18 protein-coding genes and 1 tRNA gene are annotated in these 24,504 nt (G+C 72.1%); 12 read left to right on the plus strand and 7 right to left on the minus strand.

What is annotated here, in order from left to right:
- Window positions 1-61 precede the first annotated feature (61 nt).
- Complete coding sequence (pyk, locus tag B5Y66_RS13740) at window positions 62-1,486, plus strand: pyruvate kinase (RefSeq protein ID WP_079575483.1); 1,425 nt, start codon at window positions 62-64, stop codon at window positions 1,484-1,486.
- Between the two features lie 125 nt (window positions 1,487-1,611).
- Here pyk and B5Y66_RS13745 read toward each other — a convergent pair whose 3' ends face one another.
- The 3 genes from B5Y66_RS13745 to B5Y66_RS13755 form a co-directional block, all read right to left on the minus strand.
- Window positions 1,612-3,363 (minus strand): serine hydrolase domain-containing protein, encoded by a 1,752-nt coding sequence (locus B5Y66_RS13745; protein WP_079575084.1) that lies wholly within the window; start codon window positions 3,361-3,363, stop codon window positions 1,612-1,614.
- The gene (locus B5Y66_RS13750) at window positions 3,360-4,724 is read right to left on the minus strand and encodes an exo-beta-N-acetylmuramidase NamZ family protein (RefSeq protein WP_079575085.1); all 1,365 of its coding nucleotides are present in this window, start codon (window positions 4,722-4,724) and stop codon (window positions 3,360-3,362) included. The genes B5Y66_RS13745 and B5Y66_RS13750 overlap by 4 nt, the downstream gene beginning before the upstream one ends.
- Window positions 4,725-5,002: 278 nt before the next feature.
- A tRNA-Leu gene (locus B5Y66_RS13755) sits at window positions 5,003-5,076 on the minus strand.
- Between the two features lie 216 nt (window positions 5,077-5,292).
- Between B5Y66_RS13755 and B5Y66_RS13760 the strand changes: the two genes are divergently transcribed.
- Together B5Y66_RS13760 and B5Y66_RS13765 are read left to right on the plus strand one after the other, a co-directional pair.
- Complete coding sequence (locus tag B5Y66_RS13760; protein ID WP_245807167.1) at window positions 5,293-5,919, plus strand: ANTAR domain-containing response regulator; 627 nt, start codon at window positions 5,293-5,295, stop codon at window positions 5,917-5,919.
- A 233-nt stretch (window positions 5,920-6,152) separates the two neighbouring features.
- Window positions 6,153-6,914 carry a GNAT family N-acetyltransferase gene (locus B5Y66_RS13765; protein ID WP_079575086.1) on the plus strand — a complete coding sequence of 254 codons (762 nt, stop codon included), beginning with the start codon at window positions 6,153-6,155 and terminating at the stop codon, window positions 6,912-6,914.
- 13 nt (window positions 6,915-6,927) lie between these two features.
- Here the strand turns inward: B5Y66_RS13765 and B5Y66_RS13770 are convergent, their stop codons facing one another.
- Window positions 6,928-7,362: a hotdog fold thioesterase gene (locus B5Y66_RS13770; protein ID WP_079575087.1), complete on the minus strand. Its 435-nt coding sequence runs from the start codon at window positions 7,360-7,362 to the stop codon at window positions 6,928-6,930.
- Here B5Y66_RS13770 and polA point away from each other — a divergent pair.
- Window positions 7,361-10,108 carry a DNA polymerase I gene (gene polA / locus B5Y66_RS13775; protein ID WP_079575088.1) on the plus strand — a complete coding sequence of 916 codons (2,748 nt, stop codon included), beginning with the start codon at window positions 7,361-7,363 and terminating at the stop codon, window positions 10,106-10,108. The two genes, B5Y66_RS13770 and polA, sit on opposite strands and share 2 nt — an antisense overlap.
- Window positions 10,109-10,144: 36 nt before the next feature.
- Complete coding sequence (locus tag B5Y66_RS13780) at window positions 10,145-10,330, plus strand: hypothetical protein (protein ID WP_079575089.1); 186 nt, start codon at window positions 10,145-10,147, stop codon at window positions 10,328-10,330.
- A 19-nt stretch (window positions 10,331-10,349) separates the two neighbouring features.
- Here B5Y66_RS13780 and B5Y66_RS13785 read toward each other — a convergent pair whose 3' ends face one another.
- Window positions 10,350-11,171, minus strand: a complete 822-nt coding sequence (locus B5Y66_RS13785; protein WP_139820892.1) for a class I SAM-dependent methyltransferase — start codon at window positions 11,169-11,171, stop codon at window positions 10,350-10,352.
- A gap of 231 nt (window positions 11,172-11,402) precedes the next feature.
- Between B5Y66_RS13785 and rpsA the strand changes: the two genes are divergently transcribed.
- Window positions 11,403-12,911: a 30S ribosomal protein S1 gene (gene rpsA, locus B5Y66_RS13790; protein WP_079575091.1), complete on the plus strand. Its 1,509-nt coding sequence runs from the start codon at window positions 11,403-11,405 to the stop codon at window positions 12,909-12,911.
- Between the two features lie 130 nt (window positions 12,912-13,041).
- Here the strand turns inward: rpsA and B5Y66_RS13795 are convergent, their stop codons facing one another.
- The gene (locus tag B5Y66_RS13795; protein WP_079575092.1) at window positions 13,042-14,925 is read right to left on the minus strand and encodes an ABC transporter ATP-binding protein; all 1,884 of its coding nucleotides are present in this window, start codon (window positions 14,923-14,925) and stop codon (window positions 13,042-13,044) included.
- 78 nt (window positions 14,926-15,003) lie between these two features.
- On the opposite strand from B5Y66_RS13795, the gene coaE reads away from it, so the two are divergent.
- From coaE to B5Y66_RS13815, 4 genes are all read left to right on the plus strand, one after another.
- Window positions 15,004-15,639, plus strand: a complete 636-nt coding sequence (gene coaE, locus B5Y66_RS13800; RefSeq protein WP_079575093.1) for a dephospho-CoA kinase — start codon at window positions 15,004-15,006, stop codon at window positions 15,637-15,639.
- 46 nt (window positions 15,640-15,685) lie between these two features.
- Window positions 15,686-17,800, plus strand: coding sequence for an excinuclease ABC subunit UvrB (gene uvrB, locus B5Y66_RS13805; RefSeq protein WP_079575094.1), 2,115 nt, complete (start codon window positions 15,686-15,688; stop codon window positions 17,798-17,800).
- Between the two features lie 226 nt (window positions 17,801-18,026).
- On the plus strand, window positions 18,027-19,040 hold the full coding sequence (locus B5Y66_RS13810; RefSeq protein ID WP_079575095.1) for a TerC family protein: 1,014 nt from the start codon (window positions 18,027-18,029) through the stop codon (window positions 19,038-19,040).
- A complete protein-coding gene (locus B5Y66_RS13815; protein ID WP_079575096.1) occupies window positions 19,037-20,149 on the plus strand; it encodes a TerC family protein in 1,113 nt (370 codons plus the stop codon). The genes B5Y66_RS13810 and B5Y66_RS13815 overlap by 4 nt, the downstream gene beginning before the upstream one ends.
- Window positions 20,150-20,246: 97 nt before the next feature.
- Here the strand turns inward: B5Y66_RS13815 and B5Y66_RS13820 are convergent, their stop codons facing one another.
- On the minus strand, window positions 20,247-20,558 hold the full coding sequence (locus B5Y66_RS13820; protein WP_079575097.1) for a YciI family protein: 312 nt from the start codon (window positions 20,556-20,558) through the stop codon (window positions 20,247-20,249).
- A gap of 153 nt (window positions 20,559-20,711) precedes the next feature.
- On the opposite strand from B5Y66_RS13820, the gene uvrA reads away from it, so the two are divergent.
- Both uvrA and B5Y66_RS13830 read left to right on the plus strand, forming a co-directional pair.
- On the plus strand, window positions 20,712-23,807 hold the full coding sequence (uvrA, locus tag B5Y66_RS13825; RefSeq protein ID WP_079575098.1) for an excinuclease ABC subunit UvrA: 3,096 nt from the start codon (window positions 20,712-20,714) through the stop codon (window positions 23,805-23,807).
- 17 nt (window positions 23,808-23,824) lie between these two features.
- On the plus strand, window positions 23,825-24,355 hold the full coding sequence (locus tag B5Y66_RS13830; protein ID WP_079575099.1) for an OsmC family protein: 531 nt from the start codon (window positions 23,825-23,827) through the stop codon (window positions 24,353-24,355).
- The last annotated feature ends 149 nt before the right edge of the window (window positions 24,356-24,504 follow it).

Here is a 24,504-nt window from a genome sequence, read left to right on the forward strand (position 1 = left end):
GATCGGCACCCGGTGCCCGTCCCGGCTCGCGCCGGGGCGGATCGACGACGAGGCTGGAGACATGCGCAGAGCGAAGATCGTGTGCACCATCGGACCCGCGACCGCGTCCCCGACCAAGCTCCGTGAGCTGGTCGACGCGGGCATGGACGTGGCCCGGATCAACCGGAGCCACGGGGAGCAGGCGGAGCACGAGGCCGTCTACCACGGTGTACGAGCGGCGGCGAAGGACTCCGGTCGCAACGTCGCGGTCCTCGTCGACCTCCAGGGGCCGAAGATCCGGCTCGGCCGGTTCGCCGGTGACCAGAAGCACTTCCTGAACGAGGGTGACACGTTCACCATCACGACGGAGGACGTGGAGGGCACCAAGGAGCTGGTCTCGACCACCCACAAGGGCCTGCCGCACGACGCACGCGTCGGCGACCCGATCCTCATCGACGACGGCAAGGTCCGCGTGCGGGTCACCGCCGTCGAGGGCCCGCGCGTCGTGACGACCGTCGAGGTGCCCGGCCCGGTCTCGAACAACAAGGGCCTGAACCTTCCCGGCGTCGCGGTCTCCGTGCCGGCGCTGTCGGAGAAGGACACCGACGACCTGCGCTGGGCCCTGCGCCTGGGCGCGGACATCATCGCGCTGTCGTTCGTGCGGTCGGCCAAGGACTACGACGACGTCGCGCAGATCATGGCGGAGGAGGGGCGCACCGTCCCGGTCGTCGCGAAGATCGAGAAGCCGCAGGCGGTGGAGAACCTCGAGGAGGTCGTCGCCGCGTTCGACGCCTTCATGGTGGCCCGCGGCGACCTCGCCGTGGAGATGCCGCTCGAGCAGGTGCCGCTGGTGCAGAAGCGCATCGTGGAGCTGGCCCGCCGCAACGCGAAGCCGGTCATCGTCGCCACGCAGGTGCTGGAGTCGATGACCACCAGCCCGACGCCGACGCGCGCCGAGGCCTCCGACTGCGCCAACGCCGTCCTGGACGGTGCCGACGCGGTGATGCTCTCCGGCGAGACGAGCGTCGGCGACTACCCGATCATCACGGTCCAGACGATGGCCCGCATCATCGAGGCGACGGAGGAGGCGGGGCGCGAGCGCATCGCGCCGCTCGGCTCCACGCCGCACACCCGCGGCGGCATCATCACCCGCGCGGCGGCCGAGATCGGCGACTCGCTCGGCGTGAAGTACCTCGTGACGTTCACCCAGTCGGGCGACTCCGCCAAGCGCATGTCGCGCCTGCGCTCGGGGATCCCGCTGCTCGCCTTCACCCCCGAGGAGAGCGTGCGCAACGTCCTCGCGCTGACGTGGGGCACCACCACCTACCAGGTGCCGAAGGTCGACAGCGTCGACGCCATGGTCGGCCAGGTCGACTCCACGCTGCGCGCGAACGGTCTCGCCGAGCCCGGCGACCGCGTCGTGATCGTCTCGGGCGCCCCCGTGGGCGTTCCCGGCACCACGAACTCGATCCTCGTGCACCAGGTGGGCAGCCACTCGGACGTCTGACCGGGCCGCGCGGCGGACGCCCGCACCACCCACGACGCCGGGGGCGTCCCGCAGGCCGGACCTGCGGGACGCCCCCGGCGTCGTGGTCCCGGCCCGGGGCTTCCGGGCCGGGCGCGCGGGGCCGGTCAGCGCTCGACGAGCCGCCACCCGTCGGCCGCGAACGCGTCCGGCGTCGCCTCGCCGTCGAGCAGGAGACCGCCCTGTCCGCGAACGACGACGCCGTCGACCAGCACGCCGCGGCCCAGGTAGCCCGGGTCGGTCACGACGCGCCACCGCACGAGCAGCTCGCCCGGAGGCAGGTCGGCCCTTGCCTGCGCCCACCGGCGGTTGCCGGACCCGGACGCGACGCCGTCCCACTCCACCGCGGGCCCGCGGTCGCGCACCTCGAACGGCAGCGGCGCCCAGGTGGCCCCGCCGTCGGCGGAGGTCTCCAGGTGCAGCAGGTCCGTCTCCTCGGTGTCGAGGTAGAGGTCGAACGCGAGCCGTCCGCCGGCGGCGGGCACGTCGAGCGCCGTGGTCAGCGTGGACGTGGTGGCGTTCGCGTCGCCCGAGAACCAGGCGTCCGTGCCCCGCCGGGCCTCGACCCCCTGGGCGTAGGCCAGGCCGTGCGCCCACTCGCGGCGCGCGACGTTGATGCTGCCGGAGTTCCGCGAGGGGTGCACACGGTTCGTCAGCAGGATCGCGAACGAGTGCGACTCGAAGTCGATCACGAGGGACGTCCCCGTGTACCCGGTGTGGCCCGCGGTCCGCGGGCCGGACATGGCGTCCATGTACCACCGCTGGTCGAGTTCGAACCCCAGGCCGTGGCTGTCGCCCGGGAACGCGGTGGTGAAGTCGGTGACCATGAGCCGCACCGAGGCGGGGGACAGGATGCGCGCCGTCCCGTAGCGGCCGCCGTTGAGCAGTGCCTGGGAGAGCACGGCCAGGTCGCCGGCGGTCGAGAAGACCCCCGCGTGCCCGGCCACCCCGCCGAGGGACCACGCGTTCTCGTCGTGCACCTCGCCGCGGACCACGCCCCGGGGCGGGCTGGCCTGGTACTCGGTCGCGGCGGTGCGGTCCACGGCGGTGGGGTTGAAGCCGGTGTCGCCCATGCCGAGCGGCCCGGTGACCCGGTCCGCCACGACCTGGTCGAGCGGAGCCCCGCGCAGCCGCTCGACCAGCACGCCGAGGCTGATGAGGTTGAGGTCGCTGTAGAGGTACCGCGTCCCGGGCGGCGCGTCGAGGGGCTGCGCCATCACCGCGGCGATACGGGACTCGGGGTCGGGATAGCGGCTCCACAGCGGCAGCCACGCCACGAACCCGGACGTGTGGGTGAGCAGCTGCCGGACGGTCACCTGCTCCTTGCCCCCGGCGGCGAACTCGGGCAGATAGGTGGCGACGGGCTGGTCCAGCCCGACGCGGCCCTCCTCGACGAGCTGCACCACGGCGATCGACGTGAAGAGCTTCGTCACCGACGCGAGGTCGAAGATCGTGTCCTCGCGCATCGGGACGCGCTGGTCCTCCGGCAGCGCAACGCCGGCGTCCCCGTACGCCACGGCCCAGCCGCTGGCATCGGTGGCCACGACCTTCCCCCGGTACCCCAGGAGGCCGACGGCCCCGGGGTACATCGGGTAGGCGGCGCCCGGCACCGGCGTCTCGTGGGATCGCACCTGCGCCACCGCGGCCTCGATCGGTCCCGGGTCCAGGCCGAGGTCCGAGGGTTCGGCGAGGCCGAGCGTGGTCGACGGAGGCATGAACCGCACGGCGGGCCCTCCTTCCGCCGTGGCCGACGTCGCGTGCACGAGCGGGACGGCGACGAGCCCCGCCGCCAGTACGGCCGCCAGCCCCGCCGTCAGCAGGCCGCGCCCGCGCGGCGTGGGCCGCACCCGGGCGTTCATGCCCGCGGCCCGCGGTAGATCAGGTACTGCTGTCGGCGCCGGTCGAAGGCGGCCAGCTCGTCCTGCCAGGCCGCGACGACGTCGTCGGTACCGGCCCCGGCGTCGATCTGCTGCCGCAGGCGGGGCGACCCCGTGAGCTTGTCGATCCAGAACGGTCGCTGCGGGTCCCACGCGTCCTGGCGCCAGGCGAACTCGGGGTACAACGACGCGGCCGTCACCAGCATGGCCACCCCCGTGCGCACCGGGTCGAAGCGGGCCGGGTCGTCGACGGTGACCTGCACGCCGGCGCACGCCGTGCCGGCGTGCTTGGAGAAGGTCGGGTTGAAGTAGGCCTCCCGGAAGATGACGCCGGGCAGTCCGGCGTCGCCCAGGGCCGCGGCCCAGCGGTGGTCGACGTAGGGCGCGCCGATCAGCTCGAACGGGCGCGTGGTGCCGCGCCCCTCGGACAGGTTGGTCCCCTCGAACATGCACGTCCCTGGGTAGGCCAGCGCAGTGTCGGGGGTCGGCATGTTGGGGCTGGGCATGACGAAGTCGAGGCCGGTCGCGCCGAACACCACGTCGCGCCGCCAGCCGCCGACCTCGACGACGTCGAGGCGGGACAGCCGGTCGCCGGCGACGTCCGGGAGGAACTCGCCGTCGAAGAAACGGGCGAGCTCGCCCACCGTCATGCCGTGGGCCTGCACGATCTCCTTGGCGCCGACGCCCGAGGTGTACCCGCTGGTCATCATCGGCCCGCGGGCCGTCCCGCCGACGGGGTTGGGCCGGTCGAGGACCACGAAGCGCGCCCCGGTCGCCACGGCCGCCTGCATCGCCGTCCACATCGTCCAGATGTAGGTGTAGAAGCGGGCGCCGACGTCCTGGATGTCGAAGACGACGGTCTCCACCTCCGCGGCGCGGAACAGCTCGGTCGTCTTGGCGACGCCTGCGCCGTAGGCGTCGTAGACGGTCAGGCCGGTGCGCTCGTCGACGAAGGTGCCCTCCGATCCGCCGGCCTGGGCCGTCCCACGGAAGCCGTGCTCGGGCCCGAAGACGGCGACGAGGTCGACAGCGCCGGACTCGTGCATCTCGTCGACGACGTTGCGCAGGTTGCGCAGCACGCCGGTGGGGTTGGTGATGACGCCGACCCGGTCGCCGCGGAGCTCGGCCCACCCGGCGGCGTGCGCCCGGTCGGCGCCGGGGACGACGGGACGGGCGGGGTAGTCGGCGGCGGTCGGGACGCCGCCGCGGGGGAGCGCCTGGGCGCCCAGCGCGGCGAGGGGGACGCTTGCCGCGCCCAGGGCGGCGCCGGTGAGCAGCTGGCGCCGGTCGAGCCGGGGTCCCCGGGTGGCCGCGGCGCGGGCCTCGGGGTGGTCGTTGCGCATCGTCAGGGTCCTTCCTGCCTCGGTGCGGGTGGCAGGACGGCGGGCCGACCTCGTCGTCGGCGACAGACCGTCCTGCGGGGGTGCGCCGGCGTCGTCGCCGTCGCGATGGGGCCGCGGGGTCCTCGCCTCGTCGCGGGAACCGAGCGGCGCCGGACACGTCGCGGTTTCGTCAATGGTTGCCCTGATGGGCCGTGCTCCTGAAAGTTACCGACACCCGTGGTCGGCGGCAAGGGAGGTGGCGAAAGCGGGGCGGCGGGAAAGGCCGCGAGGACGAGAGGTGCCCCGGGTGGGATTCGAACCCACACTGGATCGGGTTTGAGCCGATTGCCTCTGCCGGTTGGGCTACCGGGGCGCGGGGCCCATCGAACCACACGGGTGGGGAGGGCACCGAACCGTCTCGAGCGGGCCGGGGACGTCGGGCCGGGCGCTCGCCGACGCGGTCGGCAGGGGTGCGTCGCACGCGTCACACCGGGCACGGGACGCGGCGCCCCGTCACGGCCACTAGGATGGACGGGTGACCGACGAGAAGCCCCACGACGCGAAGCCCGAGGCGACGGTGCCGCTCGACCTGCCGCCCCTGATCGACCAGGAGCCCGAAGCCCCGAAGACGCCGGAGCGACCCGCGCGTCGCGCGGTCGTCGTCGAGGACGAGGCGCTCATCCGGATGGACGTCGTCGAGACGCTCCGCGAGGCGGGCTTCGACGTCGTCGGCGAGGCCGGCGACGGCGAGACCGCGGTGCGGCTCGCGACCGAGCTCAAGCCCGACGTCGTCGTGATGGACGTCAAGATGCCCGAGCTGGACGGCATCTCGGCGGCCGAGCGGATCGGCAAGGCGCACGCCGCGCCCGTGGTCCTGCTCACCGCGTTCTCGCAGACCGAGCTCGTCGAGCGGGCGCGGGACGCCGGCGCGATGGCGTACGTCGTCAAGCCGTTCACCCCGGCGGACCTGCTGCCCGCGGTCGAGATCGCGATCTCCCGCTATCAGCAGATCGGGGCGCTCGAGGCCGAGGTCGCCGACCTCGCCGAGCGGTTCGAGACGCGCAAGCGCGTGGACCGTGCGAAGGGCCTGCTCATGACCAAGATGGGCCTGAGCGAGCCGGAGTCCTTCCGCTGGATCCAGAAGACGTCGATGGACCGCCGTCTCACGATGCGCGAGGTCGCGGACGCCGTGATCGAGCAGGTCGGCGGGGCCTGACCCGCAGCACCGGTGGCCCGGTCGCAGGAGAAGTCCTGCGACCGGGCCACCGCCCATTGTGCGGGCGCCTGCGGGTCGCTATCGTCGCCTGGGTGCCGTAACCAATCTGTGATATTCATGCTTCAACGATCGTGAGTCCGGGGCTGTCCCGGACGGGGTCCTGCGAGGCCGGGTGGGGAGAGCTCCTGCCGCGGACCGGGGCCGGGAGACGGTCTTTCGTCGAGGAGGTGCCGATGCGTGCAGCGGTCGAGGTCCGGCCGGCCGAGCAGGCCGACATGGTCGACGTCGCGCACCTGGCCGAGCGCGCGGTCGAGGAGTCGCCGACCGCCGTGCAGGGGACGCGTGCGGACGCCTCGCGCCTCCTGGAGCACCTGAGCGTCCTGGTGGGCGCGGGCGGGCAGGTCCTCGTCGCGACCCACGAGGGCGAGATCTGCGGCTTCGCGGTGCTGCGTGTCATCGATCCGATGCTGTTCGCCACCACGACGAGCCTGTACGTCGACGCGGTCTTCGTCTCGCCGTCCGCCCGACGCCGCGGCGTCGGGCACGCCCTGGTGGCCGCGGCTGCTGCCGTGGCCGGGCAGCGGGGAGCGGAGAACGTGTACTGCGCGCCGGCCCCCGGGGCGCGCGGCATGCACCGGTTCCTCGCCCGGCTCGGCTTCGCCCCGACGTCGGGTCACCGCGTGGTGGCCACGGCGACGCTGCAGCGCCGGTTGGCGCAGGAGAACCCTCGCGCGTCGCGCGTCGTCGCGCGGGCGGGCCGCCGGGAGGCGACCCGCGCCGCGATCGAGGACCTGGTCGCCCGGCGCCGCCGGGCCCGCGCCGCGGGCCTGCCCACCGGCCCGGTCGACCTGCGCGCCTTCCAGGCCGAGCGTGACGCCGCCCTGCGCGTGGCCGCCGAGCGTGCAGCGGACCGGCCCGAGGTCGACGCGGACGGCGTCACGGCGCTGGGCGTCGTGCCACAGCGCGGCGCGGCCAGCGAGTCCGTCCCGTCCTGACCCGGGTCGCCGGTCAGGGCGCGTCGAGGATCATGCACGTCAGCCGCGCCGTGCAGACGCGGCGCCCGTCGTCGTCGGTGACGACGATCTCGTAGGCGGCCGTCGACCGGCCCAGGTGCAGGGCGTCGGCCACCCCGTGCACCGTCCCCGACCGCACCCCGCGGTGGTGCGTCGCGTTGAGCTCCAGGCCCACCGCCGCCCGGCCCGGCCCGGCGTGCTGCTGTGCGGCGACGGACGCGAGGGTCTCCGCGAGGGACGCCGTCGCCCCGCCGTGCAGCAGGCCGGCCGGCTGCGTGTTGCCGGCCACCGGCATCGTGCCCGCGGTGCGCTCGGCGCCCACCTCGGTGAGCTCGATGCCGAGCCGCTCGATGAGCGTGCCGCGCGATGCGGCGACCCACTGCTCCAGGGTGCGGGGGAACTGCGGCACGTCGGCCGTGGTGTCGGACATGGGCGATAGGTTGGCACCCGTGACGACCTCCGCGCGAACCGGGACCCGCCCACGCCTCCTGCTGATCGACGGCCATTCCATGGCGTACCGCGCGTTCTTCGCGCTGCCGGACACGCTGGTGACCTCGAGCGGCCAGGTGACGAACGCCGTCTACGGCTTCACCTCGATGCTCACGAACCTGCTGCGTGACGAGCGGCCCACGCACGCGGCCGTGGCGTTCGACGCCGGCCGGGTGACGTTCCGCACGGAGCGCTTCCCGGAGTACAAGGGCAACCGCGACGCGACGCCCGAGGTCTTCCGCGGCCAGGTGCCGCTCATCAAGGAGGTGCTCGAGGCGCTGCGCATCCCGTTCGTGCAGCGCGACGGCATCGAGGCGGACGACATCCTGGCCACCCTCGCCCGGGAGGGCGCCGAGGCGGGCCTCGACGTGCTGGTGTGCTCCGGGGACCGGGACTCGCTGCAGCTGGTCACCGAGGACGTGACCGTGCTCTACCCCAAGCGCGGCGTGTCGGAGCTGGCACGCATGACGCCGGAGGCGGTCACCGAGAAGTACGGCGTGCCCCCGCACCAGTACCCCGACCTGGCGGCGCTGGTCGGCGAGTCGAGCGACAACCTGCCGGGCGTGGCCGGCGTCGGCCCCAAGACGGCGGCCAAGTGGGTCACCACGTACGGGGGCCTCGAGCCGCTGCTCGAGCACGTCGACGAGCTGAAAGGGAAGGCCGCGGGGAACCTGCGGGACGCGCTGGACCAGGTGCGCCTCAACCGCGAGCTCAACGCGCTCCTCGACCACGTGGAGCTCCCGCTGGCCGTGAGCGACCTCAGCCTTGCCGGGTTCGACCGGGAGGCGGTCCACCGCGTCTCGGACACCCTGCAGTTCGGCACGCTGCGCGACCGGCTGCTCGCCGCGGACCCGGCCGCCGAGCCGGCCGAGGCCGCCGAGCTGGCGGGCGTGCAGGTCGCCCTCGCGACGCTCTCGCCGGGCGGCCTGGGTGCCTGGCTCGCCGATCGTGCGGGCCGTCCGCTGGGCGTCGAGGTCACGGGGACGGCGACGCCCGGTGCGGGCGACGCCTGGGAGGTCGCGGTCGCGGACGGCGAGGAGGACGCCCAGGACGGCGGGGCCGCCGTCGTGGACCTCGCGGACGCGACGCCCGAGGACGAGCGCGCCCTCGCGGCGTGGCTCGCCGACCCTGCGGCACGCAAGGTCGTGCACGGGGCGAAGTCGGCCTGGCACGAGCTCGCAGGGCGCGGGCTCGACCTGCACGGCGTCACCTTCGACACCGAGCTCGCGGCCTACCTCTGCTACCCGGACCAGCGCGGCTACGACCTCGCGGACCTCACGGTGCGCCAGCTCGGACGGGAGCTGTCCGCCGGGGAGGCAGCCGACGCGGGCGGGCAGGGCGCGCTGGACCTCGCGCTCGACGGCACGGACGACGACCCGCGCGCGCGTCAGGCGGCGGTGCGGGCCGCGGCGGTCGTCGATCTCGCGGAGGCCCTGCGGGGGCAGCTCGACGACCGCGGTGCCGCCGGGCTGCTCGCGGACCTCGAGCTGCCGCTCACGGTGGTGCTGGGCCGGATGGAGGCCACGGGGATCGCGGCGGACGTCGAGTACCTCACCGAGCTCGAGCGCCAGTTCGCGGAGATGGTCGCGGACGCCGCGGCGGACGCCTACGACGTGATCGGCCGGCAGGTGAACCTCGGCAGCCCCAAGCAGCTGCAGGAGGTGCTCTTCGACCAGCTCGGGATGCCCAAGACCAAGAAGATCAAGACGGGCTACACCACCGACGCGGCGTCCCTGCAGGACCTCTACGTCAAGACCGAGCACCCGTTCCTCGAGCACCTGCTGGCCCACCGCGACGCGACCCGGCTGCGGTCGACCGTCGAGGGGCTGCTCAAGTCGGTGGCGCCGGACGGCCGGATCCACACGACCTTCCAGCAGACGATCGCCGCGACGGGCCGCCTGAGCTCGACCGACCCGAACCTGCAGAACATCCCGATCCGCACCGAGGAGGGACGACGCATCCGCCGGGCCTTCCGGGTCGGCGACGGGTACGAGACGCTGCTGACCGCCGACTACAGCCAGATCGAGATGCGCATCATGGCGCACCTGTCCGGCGACGAGGGCCTGATCGAGGCCTTCCGGTCGGGGGAGGACCTGCACCGTTACGTGGGCTCGCGCGTGTTCGAGGTCGCGCCCGAGGACGTGACGGCCCAGATGCGCTCCAAGATCAAGGCCATGAGCTACGGCCTCGCGTACGGGCTGAGCGCCTTCGGCCTGTCGCAGCAGCTCACCATCCCCACCAGCGAGGCGCAGTCGCTCATGGACGACTACTTCCTGCGGTTCGGGGGAGTGCGGGACTACCTCACGGGCGTGGTGGAGGAGGCGCGGGCCACGGGGTACACCGCGACGATCCTCGGGCGTCGCCGTTACCTGCCCGACCTCACGAGCGACAACCGGCAGCGGCGGCAGATGGCGGAGCGCATGGCGCTCAACGCGCCGATCCAGGGCAGCGCCGCGGACATCATCAAGGTCGCGATGCTCGGCGTGCAGCGCGAGCTGGACGAGCGGGGCCTTGCCTCGCGGCTGCTGCTGCAGGTGCACGACGAGCTCGTCGTCGAGGTGGCCCCGGGCGAACGGGAGGCCGCGGAGGACGTGCTGCGCACCCAGATGGGCTCGGCGGTGCAGCTGGACGTGCCGCTGGACGTCTCCGTGGGCGCCGGGCCGACCTGGCACGACGCCGGGCACTGACGGCCGGCCGCGGGGTACGGGGCGGGGGCGAGGACCATGGACGTCCGACCGGCACGCGTCGCCGCGGACCACGAGTTCCCGTCCCGGCCGCCGCTGCGGGTCCTGCCGGGGACCCGGGTGCGGGTGGGTGACCGTGACGACACCTGGCCCGCGTTCGTCTTCGTCACCACCGACGACGGCGGCAGCGGCCGGGTGCCGCACCGGACGCTCGAGCCCGCCTGAGGCGCCCGGCCAGGGGCCGTCAGTCCTTGGTCGTCACGAAGACCGCGGTACCCGGGAGCACGGCGCCGCGCTCGGGGCTCCAGCCACCCCAGGTGGCGGTGTTCCACGCGGGCCACTCGGGCTCGACGACGTCGCGCAGGCGCAGGCCGGCGGCGGCGACGTCGCGCACGTGGTCGCCGACCGTGCGGTGGTACTCCGCGTAGCGCACCTCCCCGAGGTCGTCGGTCTCGACGTAGGGGCGGCGGTCGAAGTAGGAGCGGTGCGCCGTGAGGCCACGGACGGTCGGGTCGTCGGGGAACGCCCAGCGCACGGGGTGGGTCACGGAGAACACCCACCGTCCGCCCGGGCGGAGCACCCGCGCGGCCTCGGCGTGCACCCGTGCGGCGTCCGCCACGAACGGGACCGCCCCGTAGGAGGTGAACACGACGTCGGCGCTCGCGGAGGCGAACGGGAGGGCCCGGGCGTCCGCCTGGACCAGGGGCACGCGGGTGCCGGTGACCGCGTCGAGGTGGGCCGCACCCGCCAGCATGCGGGCGGACACGTCCGTCGCCACGACCCGGGCCCCCTGGGCGAGCAGCCACCGCGAGCAGTGCGCCGCCCCGGCGCCGACCTCGACCACCCGTGCGCCGTCGACGTCGCCGAGCAGACCGGCCTCCGCCTCGGTGAGCCCTTCGGGTCCCCACCGGAAGCCGGCGTCGCCGAGGAAGTCCCCGTGCTCCGCCAGGTACTCGTCGGCGTTCTCGTCCCACCAGCCCCGCGCGGCCGCGTCGCCGGCGTCGGCAGGGACGTCGTCGTAGCCCGCGTGCGTGACGGGCCGGCGCGGGGGAGGATGGTCGCTCACCGGGTCATCGTGGCACGGCCGCGCGGGCCCTTTCGGGAGTCCCGGCGGTCGGCTGACCCGGCGCGTTGACCCTTCGGGGCGCCGTCGATAGGATTGTCGGCGGTGCAGTGCGCCCGAGGGCGTCCTGGAGGTCGAATCGCCGAGTGCGGATCGATCGCCGCGTCGACGCCGGGTGCCCGCGCCACAGACCCTGTCCGCACTACGCCCTGTCCGCATCGGAGCATCCACTCAATGACCATCTCCACCACGAAGTCCGCCCCGCAGGTTGCCGTCAACGACATCGGCACCGAGGAGGACTTCCTTGCCGCCGTCGACGCCACCATCAAGTACTTCAACGATGGTGACATCGTCGAAGGCACGATCGTCAAGGTCGACCGCGACGAGGTCCTCCTCGACATCGGCTACAAGACCGAGGGCGTGATCCCCTCCCGCGAGCTGTCGATCAAGCACGACGTCGACCCCGGCGAGGTCGTCGCCGTTGGCGACGCCGTCGAGGCGCTCGTCCTCCAGAAGGAGGACAAGGAGGGTCGTCTGATCCTGTCCAAGAAGCGCGCCCAGTACGAGCGCGCCTGGGGCACGATCGAGAAGATCAAGGAGGAGGACGGCGTCGTCACCGGCACCGTCATCGAGGTCGTCAAGGGCGGCCTCATCCTCGACATCGGTCTGCGCGGCTTCCTCCCCGCCTCCCTCGTGGAGATGCGTCGCGTCCGCGACCTCGCGCCGTACGTCGGCAAGGAGATCGAGGCCAAGATCATCGAGCTCGACAAGAACCGCAACAACGTGGTCCTGTCGCGCCGTGCCTGGCTCGAGCAGACGCAGTCCGAGGTGCGCTCCACCTTCCTGCAGACGCTGCAGAAGGGCCAGGTGCGCCCCGGTGTCGTCTCCTCGATCGTCAACTTCGGTGCGTTCGTGGACCTCGGCGGCGTCGACGGTCTGGTGCACGTCTCGGAGCTGTCCTGGAAGCACATCGACCACCCGTCCGAGGTCGTCGAGGTCGGCCAGGAGGTCACCGTCGAGGTGCTCGACGTCGACCACGACCGCGAGCGTGTCTCCCTGTCGCTGAAGGCGACGCAGGAGGACCCGTGGCAGACCTTCGCCCGCACGCACGCCATCGGCCAGGTCGTGCCCGGCAAGGTCACGAAGCTCGTGCCGTTCGGTGCGTTCGTCCGCGTCGAGGACGGCATCGAGGGCCTGGTGCACATCTCCGAACTGGCCGTCCGCCACGTCGAGCTGCCCGAGCAGGTCGTCAGCGTCGGTGCCGAGGTGTTCGTCAAGGTCATCGACATCGACCTCGAGCGTCGCCGCATCTCGCTCTCGCTCAAGCAGGCCAACGAGGGCATGGACCCGGAGTCCGAGGACTTCGACCCCGCCCTCTACGGCATGGCGGCCGAGTACGACGAGAACGGGGAGTACAAGTACCCCGAGGGCTTCGACCCGGAGACCAACGAGTGGCTCGAGGGCTTCGAGACGCAGCGCGAGGCCTGGGAGGCGGAGTACGCCAAGGCGCACACCCGCTGGGAGTCGCACCGCGAGCAGGTCCGTGCGGCCATCGCGGCGGACGCCGACGCGGCCGTGAACGATGCGGTCCCCGGTGGCGGTTCCTCCAGCAGCAGCAGCAGCAGCTCCTCGTCGTCGTCCTCGTCCTCCTACTCGTCGGCGCCGCCGGCGCAGGAGGCCGCGGGCACGCTCGCCTCGGACGAGGCGCTCGCCGCGCTCCGCGAGAAGCTCACCGGCAACTGATCCGGCCGGGTCGTCCGCGACCCTCCGGTGCCCACGGCGGCCCGTCACCCCTCGGGGTGGCGGGCCGCCGTCGTCGTTCACCGCTGTCGTCGTTCCTCGTGCAGGGCCCGCCGGCAGCCCACGGCGGGCGTCACTCCGCGGCGCTGGTCTCCGCCGCGGCGAACTGCGTGGCGTAGAGCTCGGCGTACAGGCCGCCCGCGGCGAGCAGCTCGCCGTGCGTGCCGACCTCCACGACACGCCCGTCGGCGAGGACGACGATCGCGTCCGCCGCGCGGACGGTGGAGAGCCGGTGGGCGATGACGAGCGAGGTGCGGCCCGCCAGCGCCTGGTCGAGGGCCGCCTGCACCGCCGCCTCGGACTCGGAGTCCAGGTGGGCCGTGGCCTCGTCCAGCACCACGACGTCGGGCGCCTTGAGCAGCAGCCGCGCGATGGCGAGCCGCTGACGCTCTCCGCCGGACAGGCGGTAGCCGCGGTCGCCGACCACGGTCTCGACGCCCTCCGGCAGGCGGGCGACCAGGTCCCAGATCCGGGCCTGACGCAGCGCCCGCTCGAGGTCGTCGTCCGACGCGTCAGGGCGGGCGAAGCGGAGGTTCGCCGCCACGGTGTCGTGGAACAGGTGCGCCTCCTGGGAGACCACCCCGACGGTGCCCCGCAGGGACGCCGCCGTGACGTCGCGTAGGTCCAGGCCGGCGATCCGGACGGCGCCCGACGTGGGGTCGTACAGGCGCGAGACCAGCTGCGAGACGGTGGTCTTGCCGGCGCCCGACGGCCCGACGAGCGCGACCATGGCGCCGGCGGGCACCGTGAACGACACGTCCCGCAACGTGTCCTCGGTGGGGTCCGAGCGCAGGGTGGCGACCGACTCCAGGGAGGCGAGCGAGACCTCGTCGGCCCGCGGGTACCGGAACGTCACGTGGTCGAGCTCGACCGACGCGCCGTCGGCGGCCACGGCCGGGCGGAGGTCGACGGCGCCCGGCCTGTCGGCGAGGGCCGGCTCGAGGTCGAGCACCTCGAGCACACGCTCGAAGCTGACCAGGGCGGTCATCACGTCGACCTGCACGTTCGACATCGCCGTCAGCGGCCCGTAGAGGCGCCCGAGGTAGGCGGTGAGCGCGACGACCGTGCCGACGGTGAGCTCGCCGGCGATGGCCTGCAGCCCGCCGAGCCCGTAGACGAGCGCGATCGCCAGCGAGGCGAGCGTCGTCAGACCGACGCGGAACCAGGTGCCGAGGATGGCCGTGCGGACCCCGAGGTCGCGCAGCTGCCGTACCTGGTCGGCGTACCGGGCGCTCTCCGCCTCGGGGTCGCCGAACACCTTGACGAGATGCGCGCCGGCGACGTTGAAGCGCTCGTTCATCATCTGGCCCGCGTCGGCGTTGAGGTCGTAGCCGGTGCGGGCCAGCGCGGCGAGCCGGCGGCCGAACCAGCGTGCCGGGAAGACGAACGCGGGCACGAGGACGAGCGACACCAGGGTGAGCCGCCAGGACATGGCGAACATGGCGGCGAGGGTGAACGCGATCGTCAGCCCGTTGGAGACGACGGTCTGCAGCGTGGAGGTGAACGCTTGCTGCGCGCCGAGCACGTCGCCGTTGAGGCGCTGGACCAGCGCGCCGGTGCGCGCCCGCGCGAAGAACGCGAGGGGCATCCGTTGGACATGATCGAAGACGGCGGTGCGCAGGTCGAGGATGAGCCCCTCGCCCACCCGTGACGACAGCCAGCGCTCCGCGACCGCGAGGGCGGCGGTGAGGAGGGCGATGCCTGCGGCCCCGGCCGCGAGGGTCAGCACGAGGCCGCGGTCGCCGGTGGCAATGCCGTCGTCGATGAGGCGCCGGAACAACAGGGGCGTCACGGCGCCCGCGGCAGCGCTGAGCACGAGCAGCGCGACGAACGCCGCGAGCGAGGCGCGGTACGGCTGGGCGAAGCCGAGGATCCGCCGCAGCGTCGTGCGCGCCAGACGGCGGTCGGTCACCGTCGCGTCGTTCAGGTAGGAGCGCATCATCGGTCCGCCCGCCATGGCACCTCCCGGCTCGCCCCGGCCCGGTGCCGCTGGGCGCTCATGGCGGGAAGCCTACGCCGGGGGGAGGATGGGCCCATGCTTCGCATCGGTCTCACTGGCGGCATCGCCGCAGGCAAGTCAGTCGTCGCGCGCCGCCTCGCCGAGCTCGGCGCGGTCGTGGTCGACCACGACGTCCTCGCCCGGGAGGTGGTGGCGCCGGGGACGGTCGGTCTCGAGGAGGTCGTCGCCGCCTTCGGTGACGGCGTGCTCGCGGCGGACGGCTCTCTCGACCGGCCGGCGCTCGGTCGTGTGGTCTTCGGGGACGTGGACGCCCGCGCGCGGCTCGAGGGCATCCTGCACCCCGAGATCCGGCGGATCGCCGCGGAGCGCGAGGCGCTCGCGGGGGCGGCCGACGACCGGGCCGTGGTGGTCCACGACATCCCGCTGCTGGTCGAGACGGGGCAGGCGGACCATTTCCACCTGCTCGTGGTCGTGCACGCCCCGGCCGAGCAGCGGGTCGCACGCCTGGTCGCCGGCCGCGGGCTCGACGAGGGGGAGGCACGGGCGCGCGTCGGTGCCCAGGCCACGGACGAGGAACGGTCCGCCGTCGCCGACGTCGTCCTGGACGGCACGGGGACCGAGGACGGTCTGTGCGAGCAGGTCGACACCCTCTGGCAGCGGCTGCTGCGCGAGGTCGAGCAGGAGTCCGAGGTCGAGCCCTCGCGGGCCTGATCGCGCCCGGGGCTCGGGTGTCGGGGGCGCGTCGTACCGTGGTGCCATGCGACCCGTGACGGACCTGCAGCGAGCGGTGGCCCCCTTCGAGGTGGTGTCCGAGTACTCGCCCTCGGGGGACCAGCCGACCGCTATCGCGGACCTCGCCACCCGCGTGCAGGCGGGGGAGAAGGACGTCGTGCTGCTCGGCGCGACCGGTACCGGAAAGAGCGCGACGACGGCGTGGCTCATCGAGAAGCTGCAGCGGCCGACGCTCGTCATGGCGCCGAACAAGACGCTCGCCGCGCAGCTCGCGACCGAGTTCCGCGAGCTGCTCCCGAACAACGCGGTCGAGTACTTCGTCTCGTACTACGACTACTACCAGCCTGAGGCGTACATCGCGCAGACGGACACCTACATCGAGAAGGACTCGTCGATCAACGACGAGGTGGAGCGCCTGCGGCACTCGGCGACATCGTCGCTGCTCACGCGGCGCGACACGATCGTGGTCGCATCGGTGTCGTGCATCTATGGACTCGGCACCCCGCAGGAGTACGTGGACCGGATGGTGCGTCTCGACGTCGGCGACGTCGTCGACCGCGACGACATGCTCCGGCGCTTCGTGCAGATGCAGTACACCCGGAACGACCTGGCGTTCACGCGCGGCACGTTCCGCGTGCGCGGTGACACGGTGGAGATCATCCCCGTGTACGAGGAGCTCGCCGTGCGCATCGAGATGTTCGGCGACGAGATCGAGTCGATCCAGACGCTCCACCCGCTCACGGGCGAGGTGATCCGCCACGAGCAGAGCGTCTACCTGTTCCCGGCCACGCACTACGTCGCCGGCCCGGAGCGCATGGAGCGGGCGATCGGCGGCATCGAGGCGGAGCTCGCGGACCGCCTGGCGGAGCTCGAGCAGCAGAACAAGCTGCTCGAGGCGCAGCGGCTGCGCATGCGCACCACGTACGACATCGAGATGATGCGGCAGATCGGCACGTGCAGCGGCATCGAGAACTACTCACGGCACATCGACGGCCGCGAGCAGGGCACGCCCCCGAACACCCTGCTGGACTACTTCCCCGAGGACTTCCTGCTCGTCATCGACGAGTCGCACCAGACCGTGCCGCAGATCGGCGCCATGTTCGAGGGCGACATGTCGCGCAAGCGGTCGCTCGTCGAGCACGGCTTCCGGCTACCCAGCGCGATGGACAACCGCCCGCTGCGCTGGGAGGAGTTCGTCGAGCGGATCGGGCAGACCGTCTACCTGTCCGCCACGCCGGGCGACTACGAGCTGTCGATGTCCGACGGCGTCGTGGAGCAGGTGATCCGCCCCACCGGCCTGGTGGACCCGGAGGTGATCGTCAAGCCGACCACGGGGCAGATCGACGACCTGCTGCACGAGATCCGCGAGCGGGTCGACCGTGACGAGCGCGTCCTGGTCACCACGCTGACGAAGAAGATGGCCGAGGACCTCACCGACTACTTCCTCGAGAAGGACGTGCGGGTCCGCTACCTGCACTCGGAGGTCGACACGCTCCGGCGCGTCGAGCTGCTGCGCGAGCTGCGGCTGGGGGAGTACGACGTGCTTGTCGGCATCAACCTGCTGCGCGAGGGCCTGGACCTGCCCGAGGTGTCGCTCGTGGCGATCCTCGACGCCGACAAGGAGGGTTTCCTGCGCTCAGAGCGGTCGCTCATCCAGACCATCGGCCGTGCGGCCCGCAACGTCACGGGCCAGGTGCACATGTACGCGGACAAGGTGACGCCCGCGATGCGGTACGCGCTGGACGAGACCGACCGCCGCCGGGCCAAGCAGGTCGCGTACAACACCGAGCGGGGGATCGACCCGCAGCCGCTGCGCAAGAAGATCGCCGACGTCACCGACATGCTCGCCCGCGAGGACATCGACACCGCCGAGCTCCTGTCCGGCGGCTACCGCAAGGCCCCGTCGTCGTCGCAGGGCAAGGGCCGGGCGCCCGTGCCGGGGACGCCGAAGGAGGGCGCGGCGACGGGCAACCGCCTCGCAGGCGTCGCCGCGGGCGAGCTCGCGGAGCTGATCCAGGAGCTGAGCGACCAGATGCACGCCGCTGCGGCGGAGCTGCAGTTCGAGGTCGCCGCGCGGCTGCGCGACGAGATCGGCGGTCTGAAGAAGGAGCTCCGGCAGATGCAGGCCGCCACGGCCTGAGCACCGCCGTGCGGGCGCGGGACGCCGGGAGGTCGTGCGTCCCGTATGCTGACTCCTCGTTGAAGGGGAGTATTCCCTCCGCGGTGACGTCGTCATCACGGCCGGCGCAGGAGTCGGCCCGGCGCCACCGGTCTCGTGACCACCAGCCCGCGTGCCACGCGGGCACCGTGGCAGCGCGTGACGGAAGAGACCTTCGGTCACAGTGCTGCGTACCGGAGGTCTTTGCATGGATGTCGCCCCCTGGGTCTGGATCGTCACCGTCGCCGTCATCCTGGCGATGCTCGCGGTCGACTACATCGGTCACGTGCGCACTCCGCACACCCCGACGCTCAAGGAATCCGCGCTCTGGTCGGCCGCCTACGTGGCCGTCGCCGTGATCTTCGGCGTCATCGTCCTGATCGTCTGGGGCGGGACGTACGGCGGCGAGTACTTCGCCGGCTACATCACCGAGAAGAGCCTCTCGGTGGACAACCTGTTCGTCTTCGTCCTGATCATGACGAGCTTCCGGGTGCCCCGGGAGTACCAGCAGCGGGTGCTGCTCATCGGCATCACCATCGCGCTGGTGCTGCGCACGGTGTTCATCATCGCGGGTGCCGCGATCATCGCGAACTTCGCGTGGGTGTTCTACGTCTTCGGCGCGTTCCTCATCTGGACCGCGATCGCCCAGGCCCGCTCGGGCACGGGGCACGACGAGGAGTGGAACGAGAACGGCGTGCTGCGCCTCACGCGCCGCGTGTTCCCCACGACCGACTCCTACGTCGGCGACAAGATGGTCACCAAGATCGACGGCAAGCGCTACATCACGCCGATGCTCATCGTGATGGTCGCGATCGGCAGCGCCGACCTGCTCTTCGCCGTCGACTCGATCCCCGCGATCTTCGGGCTCACCCAGGAGACGTATCTGGTGTTCGCGGCGAACGCCTTCTCGTTGCTGGGTCTGCGTCAGCTGTACTTCCTCGTCGACGGGCTGCTCGACCGGCTGGTCTTCCTCAACTACGGGCTGGCGGCGATCCTGGGCTTCATCGGTATCAAGCTCGTGATCCACGCGCTGCACACCAACGAGCTGCCCTTCATCAACGGCGGGAACCACGTCGAGGCCATCCCCGAGATCTCGACCAGCCTGTCCCTGTCCTTCATCGTGGTGGTGCTCGCCATCACGACCGTCGCCTCCTTGGCGAAGGACCGCCGTGACCGTCGGGTCACCGCAGGGGCAACCACGTCCTCAGAAGGAGATGCATGATCCACGAGCTGCCGGTCTGGTTCGAGTGGGCGTCGCTCGCGGCGCTGATCATCCTGCTCGCTGCGGACCTCGCCATCGTGGGCCGGCGCCCGCACGTGCCCAGCATGAAGGAGAGCGGCCTGTGGGTCGGCTTCTACGTCGCTCTGGCGCTCGTGTTCGGGCTGGTCATGCTCGCAGTGGGCGGCACGGCCCCCGCTGGGGAGTTCTATGCCGGCTGGCTCACCGAGTACTCGCTGAGCGTCGACAACCTGTTCGTCTTCGTCATCATCATGTCGCGCTTCGCCGTGCCCAAGCAGCACCAGCAGATGGTGCTGATGGTCGGCATCATCATCGCGCTGGTGCTGCGCGGCGCGTTCATCCTCGCGGGTGCGGCCATCCTCGAGCAGTTCGTGTGGGTCTTCTACCTCTTCGGCGCCTTCCTCATCTACACGGCGATCAAGCTGGTGGCGGGTGGCGACGACGAGGAGGAGTTCAAGGAGAACGTCGCGATCCGGCTCCTGCGGCGCGTGCTCCCGGTGAGCAAGGACTACGACGGTGCGAAGGTGCGTACCGTCGTCGACGGCAAGAAGCTGTTCACCCCGATGCTCGTGGTGTTCGTCGCGATCGGCTCGACCGACCTGCTGTTCGCGCTCGACTCCATCCCGGCGATCTTCGGCCTCACGAAGGACCCGTTCATCGTCTTCACCGCGAACATCTTCGCCCTCATGGGGCTGCGCCAGCTCTACTTCCTGCTGGGCGGGCTGCTGGAGCGGCTGGTGTACCTGCCGATCGCACTGTCGGTCATCCTCGGGTTCATCGGCGTCAAGCTCATCCTCGAGGCGTTGCACACCAACACGCTCCCGTTCATCAACGGGGGTGAGCACGTCGCCTGGGCGCCCGAGATCCCGATCTGGCTGTCGCTGGCCGTGATCCTCGGGTCGATCGCGGTCGCGACGGTCGCGAGCCTGGCCAAGACGCGCCGCACCGCCACGATGGCAGCGCGGGCCACCGGTTCGGACGAGGGGTCGGACGTGGCGGCACCGGAGGTCACGGGACCGACGGCAGACGGCGCGACGTCCCCGGAGGTCGCGGAGCCGACGGCGACCGGCAGGGAGACGCCGGGCCGCTGACGACGCGGGCGGGTGTGGGGTCCGGACAGGAGACCGTCCGGACCCCACACCTTGTGTCCGGCGCCGCGCGCCGGGGGGCCAGCGGCGTCAGACGACGTCAGACGATGGCGTCAGGCGTGGCGAATCCACCGATCACCGGGACGAACTCCCGCGCCGCACGGTGCGCGACCAGGCCTTCGCGGCGCATCGGGTCGGGTTCGAGGAGCTCGAGCGCGGCGGTCGCGTCCCCGGCCTCCACGAGCAGCAGCGCGCCACCCGGCTCGCCGTCCGGCGTGGCGGGCAGCGGGCCGGACACGCGCAGGTCCCCGCCCTCGTGCAGACCGCGGAGGAACTCGCGGTGCTCGGGCCGGACCTCCGCGAGGCGGCCGGGGTCGGAGACGTAGACATAGGTGACGGCGAAGACGGACATGGCGGTATCCAAGCACCCCGGGGACGTCCGTGGCGTGCGCGGTCCGCGGCCGGACCGGCGGCTCCCGAGGGTCGTCGGGGTGTGACCGGTCAGCCACTCCGGAACGCATAGAACGCCTGTACGAATGTCGGCGCGCCGACGTAGGATGCCCGGGTGAGCAACCGCCTTGTCATCTCCGGCGCCCGCGAGCACAACCTGCGCAACGTCGAGCTCGACCTCCCGCGTGACGAGCTCATCGTCTTCACCGGTCTTTCGGGCTCCGGCAAGTCCTCCCTGGCGTTCGACACGATCTTCGCCGAGGGGCAGCGCCGCTATGTGGAGTCGCTGTCCGCGTACGCGCGCCAGTTCCTGGGCCAGATGGACAAGCCCGACGTCGACTTCATCGAGGGCCTGTCGCCCGCGGTCTCGATCGACCAGAAGTCCACCAACCGCAACCCTCGGTCCACCGTCGGCACGATCACCGAGGTCTACGACTACCTGCGCCTGCTGTTCGCGCGCGCGGGCACGCAGCACTGTCCGGTGTGCGGGGAGCCCGTGCGCTCGCAGACGCCCCAGCAGATCGTCGACAAGCTGCTCGAGCTGCCGGAGGGCACGCGCTACCAGGTGCTCGCGCCGGTCGTGCGCGGGCGCAAGGGCGAGTACGCCGACCTGTTCGCCGAGCTGCAGACGCAGGGGTTCGCCCGCGCGCGCGTCGACGGTGAGGTGGTGCAGCTGACCAGCCCGCCCACCCTGGAGAAGAAGCTCAAGCACGACATCGAGGTCGTCGTGGACCGGCTGGTCTCGCGCGACGGCGTGCAGCGGCGGCTCACCGACTCGGTGGAGACGGCGCTGCGGCTTGCGGGCGGGCTGGTCATGGTGGAGCTGGTCGACGCCGACACCGACGACCTCGACCGCGTGCGCAAGTTCTCCGAGAAGCGGGCGTGCCCCAACGATCACGCGCTCGCGCTCGACGAGATCGAGCCGCGCACGTTTTCCTTCAACGCGCCGTACGGCGCGTGCCCGGAGTGCACGGGCATCGGCTTCCGGCTCGAGGTCGACCCCGACCTGGTCGTGCCGGACGAGGAGAAGACGCTGCGCGAGGGCGTCGTGGTGCCGTGGGCGCTGACGTCGTCGGAGTACTTCGAGCGCGTCCTCACGGCGCTGGCCGAGGAGATGAGCTTCTCCATGGACGTGCCGTGGCGTGCACTGCCGCAGCGCGCCCGCGACGCGATCCTGTTCGGCCGCAACCACCAGGTGCACGTGCGCTACAAGAACCGGTGGGGCCGCGAGCGGCAGTACTCCACGGGCTTCGAGGGCGCGGTGACCTTCCTGGAGCGGCGGCACCGGGAGACCGAGTCCGACTGGTCCAAGGAGAAGTACGAGGCCTACATGCGCGAGGTCCCGTGCCCCGTGTGCTCGGGCGCGCGGCTCAAGCCCGAGGTCCTCGCCGTCACCGTCGGCGGTCGGTCGATCTGGGACGTGTGCCGGCTGCCGATCGACGAGGCGAAGGAGTTTCTCGACGGCCTGGAGCTGGGCGAGCGCGAGCGCGCGATCGCGGCCGAGGTGCTCAAGGAGATCCACGCGCGGCTCGGGTTCCTTGTCGACGTGGGCCTGCACTACCTGTCGCTCGAGCGTCCGGCGGGCACGCTGTCCGGCGGCGAGGCGCAGCGCATCCGGCTCGCGACGCAGATCGGCTCCGGCCTGGTCGGGGTGCTCTACGTGCTCGACGAGCCGTCGATCGGACTGCACCAGCGCGACAACCGGCGCCTCATCGAGACGCTCACCCGCCTGCGGGACCTGGGCAACACCCTGATCGTCGTCGAGCACGACGAGGACACCATCCGCGCGGCGGACTGGATCGTCGATGTCGGCCCCGGCGCGGGTGAGCACGGCGGCCAGGTCGTGCACTCGGGCGACTACGCCGGCCTGCTCGAGGCAGAGGGGTCGATGACGGGTGCGTACCTTTCCGGCCGGCGCAGCGTCGCGCTGCCCGCCGAGCGTCGCGCGACCGACCCCGGCCGTAAGGTGACGGTCGTCGGGGCGCGGGAGAACAACCTGCGCGGGATCGACGTGTCGTTCCCGCTCGGGGTGCTCACCGCCGTCACCGGCGTGTCGGGGTCCGGCAAGTCGACCCTGGTCAACTCGATCCTGCACACCGTCCTCGCGAACGAGCTCAACGGCGCGCGCCAGGTGGCCGGCCGCCACACCCGCGTCACCGGGATGGACCAGCTCGACAAGGTGGTGCACGTCGATCAGGGGCCGATCGGGCGCACCCCGCGGTCCAACCCGGCCACCTACACGGGGGTCTGGGACCGGATCCGCAAGATCTTCGCGGAGACGGAGGAGGCGAAGGTCCGCGGCTACGGGCCCGGCCGGTTCTCCTTCAACGTCAAGGGCGGCCGCTGCGAGGCCTGCGCCGGCGACGGCACGCTGAAGATCGAGATGAACTTCCTGCCCGACGTCTACGTGCCGTGCGAGGTGTGCCACGGGGCGCGGTACAACCGTGAGACGCTCGAGGTGCACTTCAAGGGCAAGACCGTCGCGGACGTCCTGGACATGCCGATCGAGGAGGCCGCGGAGTTCTTCGCCGCGTTCCCGGCGATCTCGCGCTATCTCTCCACGCTGGTTGAGGTGGGGCTCGGCTATGTCCGTCTCGGACAGCCGGCTCCGACGCTGTCGGGCGGTGAGGCGCAGCGGGTGAAGCTGGCGAGCGAGCTGCAGAAGCGTTCCACGGGCCGCACCATCTACGTCCTGGACGAGCCCACCACGGGCCTGCACTTCGAGGACATCCGCAAGCTGCTCGGCGTGCTGCAGTCGCTCGTCGACAAGGGCAACACCGTGCTGGTGATCGAGCACAACCTCGACGTCATCAAGAGCGCGGACTGGGTCGTCGACATGGGGCCGGAGGGCGGCTCCGGCGGCGGCACCGTCGTCGCCGAGGGCACACCCGAGGAGGTCTCGCGGGTCGAGGCCAGCCATACCGGCCGGTTCCTCGCGCCGATCCTCGACGAGCATCCGGCCGTGCCGACGGCGACGCGGGCCCGGGCGCGCTCGGCCGCCGCGACGTCGCCGTCGTCGGCGCCGCGTGCCCGGAGCTCGGCAAAGGGCACGTCGAAGGGCACGTCGAAGGGCACGGACAAGGGCACGGACAAGACTCCCGCCAAGACTCCCGCCAAGACTCCCGCCAAGACTCCCGCCAAGACTCCCGCCAAGACTCCCGCCAAGGGGTCGGCCACGGGCAAGCGGTCCGGTAAGCGGAGCGCGGCCTGACGCCCTAGCGTGTGCCCATGGGTGCGCACCACAACTACGCCGTGACCGTCGCCTGGCCCGACCCGAGCCCGAGCCCGGGCGGCGGCGTCGGAGCGGACGCGACCGGGGGCGCGGGGACGACGTCGTACACGGCGTACTCCCGCGACCATCAGGTGCGCCTGACCGGCAAGCCGCCGCTGCCCGGCAGTGCCGACCCGGCGTTCCGGGGGGATCCCGCCCGGTACAACCCGGAGGAGCTGTTCGTCGCGAGCCTCGCGCAGTGCCACATGCTGTGGTTCCTGCACCTGGCTGCGGAGCACGGGCTCGTCGTGCGGGAGTACGTGGACGACACGACCGGCACGATGCGCGTCGAGTCGCGCGGGGAGGGCCAGTTCACCGACGTGACCTTGCGGCCCCGGGTGACCGTCGACGCAGGTCCGCAGGCGACGGACGGCGCCGTGGCCGAGCTCCACCGTCGTGCGCACGCCTTGTGCTTCATCACGCGGTCGGTGAACTTCTCGGTACTGGTGGAGCCCGCGCCGGTGCGCCTGGCGACGCCTGCGCCTTGACTTTCGCCACACCGGGGACGGCCCGCACCGGAGTGGGTGATCTATACCAGTCCGGTCACAGGATCGCGCGGCCTGTTGACGTGGCGGCCCTCGCGTGAATATTTTCCACTCCATCCCTCTGGTGGAGGGGAGTTTTTTCCGTGGGCGGT

The sequence above is a fragment of the Krasilnikoviella flava genome (assembly GCF_900167525.1).
Taxonomy (GTDB): domain Bacteria; phylum Actinomycetota; class Actinomycetes; order Actinomycetales; family Cellulomonadaceae; genus Isoptericola; species Isoptericola flavus.